The 12,514-nt window shown below is 42.1% G+C and carries 14 protein-coding genes; 9 read left to right on the top strand and 5 right to left on the bottom strand.

Going from position 1 to position 12,514, the window contains the following annotated elements:
- The first annotated feature begins 18 nt into the window (after positions 1-18).
- The 6 genes from Q0H92_RS07050 (at position 19) to Q0H92_RS07025 (ending at position 4,904) form a co-directional block, all read left to right on the top strand.
- Complete coding sequence (locus tag Q0H92_RS07050) at positions 19-357, top strand: formylglycine-generating enzyme family protein (protein ID WP_365920970.1); 339 nt, start codon at positions 19-21, stop codon at positions 355-357.
- A 141-nt stretch (positions 358-498) separates the two neighbouring features.
- The gene (locus tag Q0H92_RS07045) at positions 499-1,320 is read left to right on the top strand and encodes a formylglycine-generating enzyme family protein (protein WP_296013314.1); all 822 of its coding nucleotides are present in this window, start codon (positions 499-501) and stop codon (positions 1,318-1,320) included.
- A gap of 10 nt (positions 1,321-1,330) precedes the next feature.
- Complete coding sequence (locus Q0H92_RS07040) at positions 1,331-2,143, top strand: formylglycine-generating enzyme family protein (protein WP_296013312.1); 813 nt, start codon at positions 1,331-1,333, stop codon at positions 2,141-2,143.
- A gap of 244 nt (positions 2,144-2,387) precedes the next feature.
- Positions 2,388-2,918, top strand: coding sequence for an HRDC domain-containing protein (locus tag Q0H92_RS07035; RefSeq protein ID WP_296013310.1), 531 nt, complete (start codon positions 2,388-2,390; stop codon positions 2,916-2,918).
- Positions 2,919-3,109: 191 nt separating this feature from the next.
- A complete protein-coding gene (locus Q0H92_RS07030; RefSeq protein ID WP_365920967.1) occupies positions 3,110-3,733 on the top strand; it encodes an RNA-directed DNA polymerase in 624 nt (207 codons plus the stop codon).
- 76 nt (positions 3,734-3,809) lie between these two features.
- On the top strand, positions 3,810-4,904 hold the full coding sequence (locus Q0H92_RS07025; RefSeq protein ID WP_296013308.1) for a hypothetical protein: 1,095 nt from the start codon (positions 3,810-3,812) through the stop codon (positions 4,902-4,904).
- Positions 4,905-4,967: 63 nt separating this feature from the next.
- On the opposite strand, the gene Q0H92_RS07020 is transcribed toward Q0H92_RS07025, so the two are convergent.
- The 3 genes from Q0H92_RS07020 to Q0H92_RS07010 all read right to left on the bottom strand — a co-directional run bounded on the left by Q0H92_RS07020 (position 4,968) and on the right by Q0H92_RS07010 (position 6,875).
- The gene (locus Q0H92_RS07020) at positions 4,968-5,249 is read right to left on the bottom strand and encodes a helix-turn-helix transcriptional regulator (RefSeq protein WP_296013306.1); all 282 of its coding nucleotides are present in this window, start codon (positions 5,247-5,249) and stop codon (positions 4,968-4,970) included.
- Positions 5,242-5,601, bottom strand: coding sequence for a type II toxin-antitoxin system RelE/ParE family toxin (locus Q0H92_RS07015; protein WP_296013305.1), 360 nt, complete (start codon positions 5,599-5,601; stop codon positions 5,242-5,244). Before Q0H92_RS07015 ends, Q0H92_RS07020 begins: the two co-directional genes overlap by 8 nt.
- 128 nt (positions 5,602-5,729) lie before the next feature.
- Positions 5,730-6,875 (bottom strand): ATP-binding protein, encoded by a 1,146-nt coding sequence (locus tag Q0H92_RS07010; RefSeq protein WP_296013303.1) that lies wholly within the window; start codon positions 6,873-6,875, stop codon positions 5,730-5,732.
- Positions 6,876-7,147: 272 nt separating this feature from the next.
- Here Q0H92_RS07010 and Q0H92_RS07005 point away from each other — a divergent pair, with 272 nt between their 5' ends.
- Genes Q0H92_RS07005 through purN form a run of 3 tightly spaced genes read left to right on the top strand, consistent with a single transcriptional unit; the run spans position 7,148 to position 10,093 of the window.
- Positions 7,148-8,338 (top strand): Fic family protein, encoded by a 1,191-nt coding sequence (locus tag Q0H92_RS07005; RefSeq protein ID WP_296013301.1) that lies wholly within the window; start codon positions 7,148-7,150, stop codon positions 8,336-8,338.
- Positions 8,339-8,364: 26 nt separating this feature from the next.
- Positions 8,365-9,474, top strand: coding sequence for a phosphoribosylformylglycinamidine cyclo-ligase (gene purM, locus Q0H92_RS07000; RefSeq protein ID WP_296013299.1), 1,110 nt, complete (start codon positions 8,365-8,367; stop codon positions 9,472-9,474).
- A complete protein-coding gene (gene purN, locus Q0H92_RS06995) occupies positions 9,467-10,093 on the top strand; it encodes a phosphoribosylglycinamide formyltransferase (protein ID WP_296013297.1) in 627 nt (208 codons plus the stop codon). Before purM ends, purN begins: the two co-directional genes overlap by 8 nt.
- On the opposite strand, the gene Q0H92_RS06990 is transcribed toward purN, so the two are convergent.
- Together Q0H92_RS06990 and Q0H92_RS06985 are read right to left on the bottom strand one after the other, a co-directional pair.
- Positions 10,090-10,806 carry a tRNA threonylcarbamoyladenosine dehydratase gene (locus Q0H92_RS06990; RefSeq protein WP_296013295.1) on the bottom strand — a complete coding sequence of 239 codons (717 nt, stop codon included), beginning with the start codon at positions 10,804-10,806 and terminating at the stop codon, positions 10,090-10,092. The two genes, purN and Q0H92_RS06990, sit on opposite strands and share 4 nt — an antisense overlap.
- Position 10,807: 1 nt before the next feature.
- Positions 10,808-12,280, bottom strand: coding sequence for an OmpA family protein (locus Q0H92_RS06985; RefSeq protein WP_296013294.1), 1,473 nt, complete (start codon positions 12,278-12,280; stop codon positions 10,808-10,810).
- Between the last annotated feature and the right edge of the window lie 234 nt (positions 12,281-12,514).

The following is a 12,514-nucleotide window of genomic DNA, read 5'->3' as shown; positions in this document are numbered from 1 at the left end:
AATGCCAACGGCTACCGTCTGCCTACAGTGGAAGAATGGCAGTATGCGGCAAGGGGCGGACAGGAGTTCAAGTACAGCGGCAGCAACAACTTGGATGAAGTGGGCTGGTATGGCGGCAACAGCGGAGAAAAGACACATCCAGTTGCGCAGAAAAATCCGAACGGCTACGGCTTGTACGACATGAGCGGCAACGTTTATGAATGGTGCTGGGATTCCAACGATAAAGGGAATCGCTATGACTGTGGTGGTAGCTGGCGCAACAGTGCTGACCGCTGCGAGGTTGACAACGGTTACTGGAACGATGTTAGCTACTCCTACTCCAACTTAGGTTTCCGTGTTGTCCGCAATATAGAATAGTAAGAGCGATGTGTCCGGCAAAATGTACAGAAATGCCAACCCTGAACGGGACAGAAGTCTCACATCAGGAAATGTTAAAGAAAATAATCACGACATTGTTGTGTTTATAAATTTAATTTCATTTTAGCAAGGAGTATAAAAATGAAAAACTTAAAAAAATGTTTTGGTTTGGCTGGCAGCCGCAAGAGCGGACTGTCTTTTGCAAAGTTTGCATGCGGAAGCATGCTTGCCGCTTCGCTTTGCGCTTCCTGCGCCTCGAACAAGGCTGTTGAGCAGATTGTCATAGAGGACGAGGAGCGGGGAATAAATATGGTTTCGATTCCTGGAGAAAGCTATTGCATAATGGACACGGAAGTTACCCAGGAGATTTACGAGTCTGTTATGGGAAATAACCCAAGCAAATTCAAGGGAGAAAAGAATCTTCCTGTGGAAAATGTGAGCTGGAACGATGCTGTTATGTTCTGCAACAAGCTGAGCGAGCAGGAAGGTCTTGCGCCTGTGTATTCTGTGGACGGAGAAACTGATGTAAGCCAGTGGGGGCGTATGTTTAGCTCGGTAAGTGTGAAAATAAAATGCAATGAAAATGCTAACGGCTACCGTCTGCCTACAGTTGAAGAATGGCAGTATGCGGCGAAAGGCGGACAGGAATTCAAGCACAGCGGCAGCGACAATTTGGATGAGGTTGCCTGGTATGGCGACAACAGCGGATACAAGACACATCCAGTTGCGCAGAAAAAGCCTAACGGCTACGGCTTGTACGATATGACTGGCAATGTTTGGGAATGGTGCTGGGATACAAGTGGCAATAACTGGGACTTTTACGCTGGGTATTACGGCAGTGGATGGAATACCCCCAGATTTAATTGTGCAGTGGGGAAGCGTAATAGTAGCTACGCTGACCGTAGGTACGACAATTTAGGCTTCCGTGTTGTGCGCAATGCTGATTATTTCAGAGAAGAATAGGATAGAAAAAGTGAATGCGTTAAAGAATCCTAAAAACGGACGGCATTTTGCAAAAATGGCCTGTGCATTTGCGCTGCTTGGCGTTTTTCTGTGCGTGTCATGCGGAAACAAGAAGGTGAATGTGGCGGCGGCTCTTAAAAAAGGAATTCATGAGGCTAGCAGCCTGATGGTTGCAGTTCCGGGAAAGAGCTATTCCATTCTTGCAACAGAAGTTACGCAGGAGCTTTACAAGTCAGTCATGGGCGAGAATCCTAGCGGGTTTGATGGAGAAAAGAATCTTCCTGTGGAATGTTTGAGCTGGTATGACGCGGTTATGTTCTGCAACAGGCTGAGCGAAAAAGAAAAACTTGAGCCTGTGTATTCTGTGGACGGAGAAACTGACGTGGAAGAATGGGGCTATTCTCCTCATAAGGCTGCTGAATTCAAGCCTGAAATAAAATGGCGCAAGAACGCAAACGGCTACCGCCTGCCTACAGTTGAGGAATGGCAGTATGCGGCAAAAGGCGGGCAAAACTACAAGTACAGCGGCAGCAACGACCTTGACAAAGTGGGCTGGTATGGCGAAATAGAAGGACTTGTAGCAATAGGAAAAACTCATCCTGTGGCGCAGAAAGCTCCCAACAGCTACGGTCTTTACGACATGAGCGGCAACGTTTGGGAATGGTGCTGGGATTCCTACAGCCACTGCAAACGCTATAACTGCGGCGGCGGTTGGAACAGCTACGCCGTCGACTGCGAGGTGGGCTATCGGAACGACTACTTCGCCTACTACGGAGACGTCAACCTGGGGTTCCGCATTGTCCGCTCTTCTAGCAAAAAATAGCGAGCTGCGGCTGTGTAGTGCCGGTGTAGCGCAGGCGGCAAGCCGTAGCGTAACAGGCACGGAACAGCTGTAAGCGAGCAGGCGGTGTTGTAAAAAAATAGATTCCCGCATTGAATGCGGGAATGACATATAACCAATAGCGGGAATGATAAATTAGCAAGAGTGTGAATGTCATATAAGCAAGCCTTATAAAGTTGTATGTCATTCCCCGGCTTGACCGGGGAATCAATGTGGAGGAGAATTTATGGCTTTATTGACCCAGTTCATGACGTTTTTTGTAAGCCCGTTCAGCGAGCCGTCTAGCCACGCGGAGCTTAACAACTTTCTTAAGTCCCGCCGCATAATAAATGTGGAAAAAAGGCTTATAGACGGCGAGCGCGGCACTGGCTGGGTGTTCCTTGTTGAATATTCAGACAATGAGGGCGCAAAGCCTTCATACACGATGAGCGCGAAAGTTGACTGGCGCGATGTCTTAAATCCAAGTCAGTTTGCAGTCTATGACCTGCTGCGCAAAAAACGCAAGGAAATCGGCGAAAAGACAAAAATTCCCCTCTACGGAATCTTGAGCAACGAGCAGCTCGCGCTTATGGCGCAGAATCCGCCAAAGACAAAAGAGGAGTTCATAAAGATAAAAGGAGTGAGCGAGCAGAAATACAAGCAGTTCGGAGAAGAGTTTCTTGAAACAGTAAAGTCAGCCATGCTTTCTGCTGAGCATGCGGCTGACAGCGCAAAAGAAGATTCCGCTGAAAATAAAAATCAGCTGGATATATTCTAGGAGATCGACTGTCATTATCGGGCTTGACCCTGCGATGTTTCTGAAAGAAACTCGGTTGATAATCTATTGCAAATAAAAAAAGCAGATTGTCGTATCAAGGTACGACAATGACAATGAGCTTTAAATATTTAGGAACAAGCCTCTGGAAAAGTTTTCGGCTGGGATTCCAACAGCAACAGCAAACGCTATAACTGCGGTGGCAGCTGGAACAACAACGCCAACATATTCACTATGCGTTTAAAAAGGCTGGAATCTGCAAGTATTTTCTAAAGCTCGATGTGCGGAAGTATTTCGACTCTATTCAACACAAAAAACTTAAGGAGCTTCTTTTTAGAATTATAAAGGACAGAAAATGTCTGGCATTGCTTTTTGGGATTATAGATTCCTACAGCGTTTCAGACGGACGCGGGCTTCCGATTGGAAACCTTACAAGCCAGTTTTTCGCGAACTATTATCTTTCGTCGTTGGATCATTTTGTACTGGAAAAGCTAAAGCCTAAAGGATACGCGCGCTACATGGACGACATTGTTGTTTTTTCGGACTCAAAGAGCGCACTAAAGGACATTCTTTTCGAAATGCAGAAGTTCATAGAGCCGTTCTCGCTTTTGTTCAAGCAGCCGGTGATTAGCTCGTGCAGGGGCGGCGTTCCGTTCCTGGGATATTCAGTTTCTGGCAGGGAAATTTCGCTTCTGGGCAGGACACGCAGAAGAAAGGCAAGAAAAGTCAGGCGGCTTGCCTACGAGTTCAGACAGGGCTTGATAGACGGAGAGAAATTTGCGGACAGGATAAGCTGCATGGGGATTGCAGTGATTTAGTAAGAAAAAAATATGCGGATTCGTTGAATTCCGTGTGTTTTTAATAGATTCAATTTCATTTTAAAAGGAGTAAAAAATGAAAAATGTAAAAGAGTATTTGAACAAGGCTGGCGGATTTATAAACAAGCTGCCTTTTGCAAATCTTTCGGAAAAGTATCTGGGAAAGGTTTCTGCCTTAAAAAAGGTTATTCCGTATGCAAACTATATTGCCTGCGGTGTTGCGGCTTTAATAGTTGTTGCAGTTGTCTGTAGCATTGTTGCGCCGGGAATTAAATTCAACAAGTGGATGAAGGTCATTGAAGACGCTTACGAGGAGCAGACCGGCAATTATCAGTCTGTTGACTTTATGGGCGAGTACAGCAAGGCTCTTGATGAAGCTGTTTCCCAGATGAATGAATGTTCAGACGACAGAAAAGGCTTGGAAGAGCTAAGAGAAAATAAAAAAGACTATCTTGGGCAGCTTTCAGATGTCAGGGACAGGCTTGAGAAAATGTCAAATGAGTTCACAGACAAGTTTTCCGCCAAAATGAATGAGGCGGGAAACCCGAACTTTAAGATGTCAAACAAGATGATAAAAGAGTACCAAGACAAGCTTGCAAAGCTTGTTCCTGCTTCTTCTGACTTGATGGAAAACTATTTCACAATCAATTCAGAAATATATGACGACTTCTGCGGCAAGTTTGAAGAAAAGTATGCTGAAAAGCTCAATAAAATAAATGAAGCCATAAAAGAAGCCGACAGACAGGCGTATTTGAGCTATCTAAAAAGAACGCTGCCGGGAAAATGGAGATTTGACGATAAAAAAGATGACATAAAAGGATTTGCGGAGCTTGTCTTCAAAGGCGACGGAGCGTCTGGAGAGTTCTCTTATTACTATCATAAAGATGCTGGCACAAGGAAAGAAATAGATCTTAGTGATCGTTTGGTTTTTTCTGTAGTTGATGCTCCTATTGAACGAGGATATATCTTGATAAAAGTACCAGAGGAAGAATTTAAATATTCCGGCACATATACAATGCCTGAAAATACTGCATATCTAAAGATTGGTTCTTCTTCTAACAAGAATACGCCAGAAAAGAAAGCAGGAGACACATTGCAGTCCCGTGTAAGCTTTGAAGACTCGAACACTCTCTATTTTGACGGAAAAATGTTCAAGCGCGCTAGAAAGTAGAATGTGATTCATGCAAAAAGAAATTCCCGTGCTGCTTGCACGGGAATGGAAAAACTCGGCTAATCATTGCAGTTGCAATACTAACTTTTTTCCAAGCACATTTGCAGCTTTTGTCAAAGTTGCAAGGGTTACAGAATCATTATATGGATTCAAGAGCCGGTCCAATGCGGCACGAGAAGTTGACATTTTCTTTGCCATTTCTGTTTTGTTGATATTCTGCTTTTGCATTTCTTCAATCAAATTATATGAAATAAGTCTTTTTATTGCCTCATTTTTTACTTCTGTAGCAATTCCCTCTTTTTCGAGAAAATCATCAAAAGAACTTCCTGCATATGCATTATTCATTTTGGCCTCCTAAAACTAAGTTCCTTCGTTTCTTGCCTAATTCCATATCATCTTTTGGAGTTTTTTGGGTTTTCTTTATAAATGCATGAAGCAATATCATTTTGCTTCCGTTTATTGTGAACATCACTCGGCAAATTCTTTTGTCAGAAATATCTGAGCGAACTTCCCATAAATTAGTATCAAGTTTCCTTACTGTTGGATATCCAACCGGCCAAGACATTTCCACAGCCATAATATCCGCCCCCACAGATTTCTTATCTTCTATGGATAGTCCTTTTAGAAAATCCCGCACAGGCTCATTGTTTTGTTCTGTTTTGAAAAATTCTGCTTTTATTTTCTTTTGGATTTCCATATTTTTTAATGTATCATAATTGATACGCTTCGTCAAATAAAAAAGACGGTCTTGACCCGCCACAAGCATGGGAATGGAAAAAACGTTCTGCCATTATCCGATAAATATATTCCGGCTGCAGTGCCGTGCTAATTTTCTGTAATAAATCCGATGTAGTTTTCTTTGGTAATTACTGAAAATGGAATCTCAGGATAATTGTTGGAGAATGTAAGCGGACACTTTGCGCCGGATTTTTTTGAACTGTATTTGAATTCAAAGGCGGAAAAAACTCCGTCCTTTTCTTCTATAAAATCAATTTCCTGTTTTTGGGTTGTGCGCCAGAAATAGTACTTTTCCTTTCTGTTGTGGAATGCATTATTCTTGATGCGTTCGCTTATTAGAAAATTTTCCCAAAGTCCGCCGATGTCTGCGCGCAGGTTGCACGGAGAAAAATTATTAATGACAGCGTTCCTTACTCCGTTGTCGTAAAAATAAATCTTTATGCTCTTCTTCAGTTCATTTCGCACATTCCGGCTGTAAGAATGAAGATGAAAGATGACAAATGCCTTTTCCAGCAGATCAATATATCTTTGTACGGTCAGACTATCAATTCCAAGCAAGCTGCCTATCTCGTTGAAAGAAACCTCGCTTCCTACCTGCAAGGCTAGTACCTGAACAAGTTTTTCTATAATAGCGGGTTTCCGTATATCCTGAAATTCAAATACATCTTTATAAAGATAGCTTGAGACGATGTTTGAGAGAATATCCTTTTCATCCCCCGGATTGTTAACAACATCTGGATAAAATCCGTAGACTAAGCGGGTTTCCAGTTGCCTGATTTCATCAAGCATGGATGAATTATGGACAAGCTCGTTCGTGGAAAACGGAAAAAGATTGTACTCAAATTTTCGCCCAGTCAGAGGCTCATTTAATATATTGGAAAGATCTAGTGACGAAGAGCCTGTTACCGCGAACTGCACATCCTGAAAATTTTCGTAGAGGATTTTCAAAATAAGCCCGATATTTTTTACACGTTGCGCCTCGTCAATTACAATGAATTTTGACTTTCCGATAAGCGGTCTAAAGTGCGCAGAAGATTCTTTAGTAAGCATGGAGCGCACATCGCTTTCATCGCAGTTCCAATATTGCGCCGTGTCTAAAAAGCCTGCTTCTGAAATCATTGACTTAAAAAGAGTTGTCTTTCCTACTTGGCGAGGTCCAATTAATATTATAATTTTTCCTTTTCCGATTCTTGATTTAAGAATGCTCTTTAAATCGCGTTGAATTTTACTCATGATGTTAATATAGATGAAAAAACTAGGCTAATCAATAAATATTATAATATTTTTCGATTATATTCTGAAATTATTATAATATTTTTTGATTAGGCTGTTATTATTCGGTTTGACCGGATAATCCTATGCAATACAAGAACAAGAGCCCCTGACACAGCAATGACACTGTGGCTTTAGCTTTGCGGAGAAAAATTGCTTAATCTCCGCATGAATGACTGAAATTTTGCGGAGATTATCTTGATATTCTCCGCAAGCTGTGATACGTTACAATCATGGCGTATCTTTGGCAGAACCCTGAATGGCCGCGCTTTTCATGGGATTATAAAGAGCTTTTGAATTCATTGACAGAGCTTTACGCAAATCAGGGAATTCTTTATGGACAAATGAAAACTCTCGGTTTTGCCGTTCAGTCTGAATCAACTTTGAACCGTTTTACACAGGAAATTAAGAATTCTTTTGAAATTGAAGGTGTGTCATTGAATGAAACAAGTATCCGTTCGTCTGTTGCCCGGAATTTGGGGCTTGAGAATGTAATCCTTGCAAACGAAGGCCAGCTTGATAAGAACCGTCCGCACCTTAATTATATTGTTGAGGTCATTACGGATGCCGTTCACAACTGCAATGCCCCTTTGACGGAAGAGAGGCTTTTTTGCTGGCATAAAAAACTGTTTGGAAATCCATCTGGCTCTGAAAGCTTTAACGGTCTATATGCAATTCATGTTGGTCAGTATCGGACTGATAGTGAAGGTCCGATGCGTGTTATAAGCGGTTATGGAAAAAATGAGACAGTTCATTTTGAGGCTCCTCCTGCCTGTACACTAAAAAAGCAGATGAAAGCTTTTTTTGACTGGTTCAATGGTGTTGATTCGGATGAGCAGAAAATCAGCTCTGTAATAAAAAGTGCTGTTGCCCATTTGTATTTTGTTGAGCTTCATCCTTTTGAGGATGGAAACGGACGCCTTGCGAGGGTTATTGCAGATATGGCTCTTTGCCGGGGAGACGGAAATTTATCCCGGTCGGACTATCGCACGGATCATCTTTACAGCATGAGCGCGCAGCTTTGCAAAGAGCGGAAAAAATACTATGAAATGCTGCATCAGGCTGAAATATCCGGCTCTATGGATATAACCCAATGGATCTTTTGGTATATTGGCTGCATGAACCGGGCTGTTCTTTCAGTTCTTGCTGAGCTTGAAGAAAGCTTATGGCGAAAGGAATTCTGGGCAAAAATTGATTCCATTGAAATAAATGAACGGCAAAGGAAAATTCTAAAGATGCTTTTGTCTGGATTTGAGGGAAAGCTGACATCTGCAAAATATGCTAAAATCTGCAAATGCTCTCAAGATACAGCAGGAAGAGATATTGACAAATTGATTGCATCAGGCATTCTTATAAAGGGGCAGGCCGGCGGCAGAAGCACTTCGTATGAATTGAACAATAACAAAATAAACTGTATATTATAAAAACAATTTTTTTAAGGAACGAAATCATGGCGGAAAAATTTGACTACAAGAAAGCTGGCGTTGATGTTAACGAAGGCTACAAGGCTGTTGACAAATACAAAAAACAGTCTGAGCGCGCAAGAATCCCAGGACAGCTTACAGAGCTTGGCGCATTCAATGGAATGTTTGCAGTTCCAAAGAACATGAAGAATCCTGTTATGGTTTCTGGAACAGATGGAGTTGGAACAAAGCTGGACATTGCTTTTCAGATGGGAATCTATGATACAGTCGGAATTGACTGTGTTGCAATGAGCGTTAACGATATTCTTTGTAGCGGCGTAAAGACTTCATTTTTTCTTGATTATATTGCCTGCGGAAAACTTGATTCAAAGGTTGCCGGCGAGCTTGTAAAAGGTGTAACTGACGGTTGCGTAGATGCAGGCTGCGCTCTTCTTGGCGGTGAAACTGCTGAAATGCCAGGTTTTTACGATGACGGAAAATACGATTTGGCTGGCTTTGGAGTTGGCGTTGCAGATAAATCTGACATTATTAATGGAAGCAAAATAAAAGAAGGCGATGTTTTAATCGGTCTTTCTTCTACTGGTCCTCATTCGAACGGATATTCTTTAATCAGAAAGCTTGTTACAGATTTTGAGGAGAAAATTACAATCGGCGGAAAAGAAAGAAAAATCGGCGAGGTTCTTCTTACTCCTACACGCATTTATGTGCGCCCTGTCATGGATGTTTTGAGCAAATTCCGCGCAAGTGTTCATGGAATGGTTCATGTTACAGGCGGCGGATTCTATGAAAATGTTCCGCGTATGTTCCCTCATGCAAAAGAAGGCAAAAAGCAGCTTGTTGCAATGATAAAGAAAGATTCTTGGGAAGTTCCTGAAATTTTTGATGAGCTTATAAAGCGCGGCGCAGATCCGGAAAATGTTTTCTCAACTTTCAATATGGGAATCGGATTTGTTCTTGCGGTCAGCAAAAAAGATTCCGCGGAAATCCTAAAGAGATTCAATGCGAACGCAAAGAAATTCGCTGTAAAAGGCGCTCCTGTTATGAAAGCCTATGAAATCGGCTACGTCGGCCACACTGACAAAGTCATCAAGGGCGACTTCAAGGGCAGCAAGGAAATGACACAGTTCTATGTTTAAGACTGCTGTTTTGGTTTCCGGCGGAGGAACAAATCTTCAATCTCTTATAGACTATCAGAAATCTCATGCGGACTGTCCTTACAAGATTGACGTTGTTATTTCAAGCACAAAAAATGCCTATGCGCTTGAGCGTGCAAAGAATGCCGGAATTGACTGCGTTGTAAAAAGTCCGTTTTCTGTGATGGGAAAAGAGGCGGCTCAAAAAGCTTCGCGTGAAGAAAAAAACGCTGCGGTTTCTGATGCTATTCTTGAAGAGTGCAAGCTCCGCGGAATTGACGGAATTGTTCTTGCCGGCTACCTGAGCGTTTTGCAGGGAAAAATAATTCAGGAATATAAGAATAAAATTATAAACCTTCATCCGGCGCTTTTGCCTAAATTTGGCGGAGTAGGAATGTGGGGTCATAATGTCCATGAGGCTGTTCTTGCCGCAAAAGAAAAAGAAAGCGGATGCACGGTTCATCTTGTGGACGGCGGATGCGACACAGGAAAAATTCTTGTGCAGAAAAAAGTTCCTGTAATGCCTGACGACACTCCAAATTCCTTGTATGCAAGAATTGCTCCGAATGAACACGAAGCCATTGTAGAAGGTCTTCTTATGCTTTGTTCCGGCAAGTTCTAGAACTTCACGAGGTCTTTTATTACTTCGCCTGCAATAATCAAGCCAGCTACGGACGGTACAAATGATGTGCTTCCGGGAGCTGGTCTGCCTGCTGTTCCTTTTGTTTCCGCGGAACTGTCATAGACTATTTTTACAGGCGCTTCCTTTGAGTACACAACTTTCAGTTTTTTTATTTCGCATTCTTTTAAGGCTTTTCGCATTGCGCGGGCAAGAGGACAGACGCTGGTTTTGTAAATATCTGAAACTTCAAGCTGTGTTGGGTCGATTTTGTTTCCGGCTCCCATGCAGCTGATTATTTTTGTTCCGCATTTTTGTGCTTCTTCTGCGAGCGCGATTTTTCCTGCGACTGTGTCAATTGCATCTATTATATAGTCGTAATTTGAAAAGTCGAATGTTTCTTTTGTTTCCTGCGTAAAAAAAACTTTGTGTGTTTTTACTTGTGCTTGCGGATTGATTTCAAGAATGCGCTCTTTTGCAACATCTACTTTGTAAAGCCCTATTGTTTTGTGAGTTGCTATAATCTGTCGGTTTATGTTTGTAAGGCTTACTGTGTCGCTGTCGATTAAATCAAAGCTGCCGATTCCGCCTCTTGCCAAGGCTTCGACTGCGTATCCTCCAACGCCGCCAATCCCGAACACTGCGACTTTTGAGCGGTTCAGTTTTTCAATTCCAGCCTTGCCAAAAATAAGTTCTGAGCGTGAAAACTGGTTCATGCTATTCTCTTAGAATGTAGCTGCCTTTTGGCATGATTATGATTTCTACACGGCGGTTTAATGCTCTTCCCTGCGGAGTGCTGTTGTCTGCCACTGGCTTTGTTCCGCCGAATCCTCTGTATGTAAAAAGATTTTTGTCAATTCCGTTTGAAACAAGCTCTTTGATTATTTCCTGCGCGCGCTGAATGCTCAAAGTCATTTGTCCGTTCGGCTTGTTTACGTCTGCAGTGTGGCCTTCAATCATAATTGTGTATTCGCCGGAAGCTGTGGCTTTTTTTAGCGATTCTGCAATCTGTGCAATGCGCGGTTTTTCCTGCGGAAGAAGCTCATAAGAGTCAGCGATAAAGCGCAGATTCTGCATTGTAATTTGAATTCCTGTGAGAACTTCGTTCAAGTCAACGTCTGGAATTTTGCGCTCAAAGAAATATTTTTTTATCTGGTGATATGCGATGTAATAATTTTTGTCTTTTTGCGGCACTGAAACTTTATGCTCAAGCTGCTCCTTGTCCAAAAGAATTACAACTTTCCCTTTCTTTAAAAGCTCCACATTTTTTTCAACGGAAGCAATTCTTAAATAGTCTTCTTTTGAAATTACCGGGTCGCATCTGTTTATTCCGTAGACTTTTTTTACGGTAATCCAAAGCGGATCTTTTCCGGCTCTTCCGTCATAGTCTTCTATAAAATCCGAGCTTGAATATTTTACGATTCCTGATTTTTTTGCGGTTTCAGGCTGAACCATGTTGCGCTCGTACAAAAGCTCCATGTCTTCTGTCCAGACTTTTGGGAACAGGCACGGATAAACTTCGCTTTCTATGAATTCTCCATGAACTGGCAAAGAGCCGCGCGCATCAAGAACAATTCCTGTGTATTCTCTGGATGCAACTTTGTCAATTGGCTGCATTTTTTTGTATGGCGTGTGATGCTTTACAAGGCTTGAAGAAATGTCGTTCAGGTCGATTGTGTGCTTTGTTAAAAGAAGTCCGTCTTTTGTAAATACCGCCGGAGTTTTTTTGCTGTTGTCCACGATTCTGGTAAGGCTTTCGAGTGTAACAGTTCCGTCAAGAACAAGGTCGCCGAGAGTTTTTGCATCGTCAACGTAAAGCGAAAGCAGCGGATTTTTTACAAGAATTGGAAGCTTCATTTCAATTTCTTTTACAGAAGTTGATTTTCCGCTTGGAAGAGGAATTCCCGCTTTTTCAATATTAAAAGCCACGTCCGAAGCGAATGTGCTTTTTGTCCAGTTTACAAAGCTTGAAGATGTCATTACGGCATCTTTTTCTGAAACCTGCCCCTGGGCCTGGGCTGCCATGATTGATTCACGCTCAATTTCTATGTCTGAATATGGAACGTAGACAGACGGAACTGGTTCTGTTGTTTCCGTGGAAAAATCGAATTGCTCTATGTAACTTTGCCCGAAAATGCAGGCGCATGAGATTATTGCAGCTGTGGATAAAATAAAGTTTTTTGTTTTCATAAAAAGTCCGCTGCTAAATTTTCGGCATATTAATAGAAAAAATCAAGTTGATAAATAAACAAAATCTTTATCTTTGTTGAAATTAGTTTGTTGTCTTTCATTGTAATAAAAGTGTCATCTTCGGGCTTGACCCGAAGATCTGTTACAGATCCCATGTCGAGCACGGGAATGACATTCAATTTTTATGGTTGCATATTTTTTTAGTTATGCTATACTTGCGCATTATAAAAAACT

It is taken from the genome of uncultured Treponema sp., from assembly GCF_934725225.1.
In the GTDB taxonomy this organism is placed as follows: Bacteria; Spirochaetota; Spirochaetia; order Treponematales; family Treponemataceae; genus Treponema_D.
Note: the sequence above shows the minus strand (reverse complement) of the source record. Positions and strands in the feature narration are given on the sequence as shown.

Excerpts from the sequence above, each read along its gene's own strand:
- Q0H92_RS07025 (WP_296013308.1), top strand. The coding sequence starts at position 3,810 with ATGAAAAATGTAAAAGAGTATTTGAACAAGGCTGGCGGATTTATAAAC.
- Q0H92_RS07035 (WP_296013310.1), top strand. The coding sequence starts at position 2,388 with ATGGCTTTATTGACCCAGTTCATGACGTTTTTTGTAAGCCCGTTCAGC.
- Q0H92_RS07045 (WP_296013314.1), top strand. The coding sequence starts at position 499 with ATGAAAAACTTAAAAAAATGTTTTGGTTTGGCTGGCAGCCGCAAGAGC.
- Q0H92_RS07010 (WP_296013303.1), bottom strand. The coding sequence starts at position 6,875 with ATGAGTAAAATTCAACGCGATTTAAAGAGCATTCTTAAATCAAGAATC.
- Q0H92_RS07005 (WP_296013301.1), top strand. The coding sequence starts at position 7,148 with ATGGCGTATCTTTGGCAGAACCCTGAATGGCCGCGCTTTTCATGGGAT.
- Q0H92_RS06985 (WP_296013294.1), bottom strand. The coding sequence starts at position 12,280 with ATGAAAACAAAAAACTTTATTTTATCCACAGCTGCAATAATCTCATGC.
- purN (WP_296013297.1), top strand. The coding sequence starts at position 9,467 with ATGTTTAAGACTGCTGTTTTGGTTTCCGGCGGAGGAACAAATCTTCAA.
- Q0H92_RS06990 (WP_296013295.1), bottom strand. The coding sequence starts at position 10,806 with ATGAACCAGTTTTCACGCTCAGAACTTATTTTTGGCAAGGCTGGAATT.
- purM (WP_296013299.1), top strand. The coding sequence starts at position 8,365 with ATGGCGGAAAAATTTGACTACAAGAAAGCTGGCGTTGATGTTAACGAA.
- Q0H92_RS07020 (WP_296013306.1), bottom strand. The coding sequence starts at position 5,249 with ATGAATAATGCATATGCAGGAAGTTCTTTTGATGATTTTCTCGAAAAA.
- Q0H92_RS07015 (WP_296013305.1), bottom strand. The coding sequence starts at position 5,601 with ATGGAAATCCAAAAGAAAATAAAAGCAGAATTTTTCAAAACAGAACAA.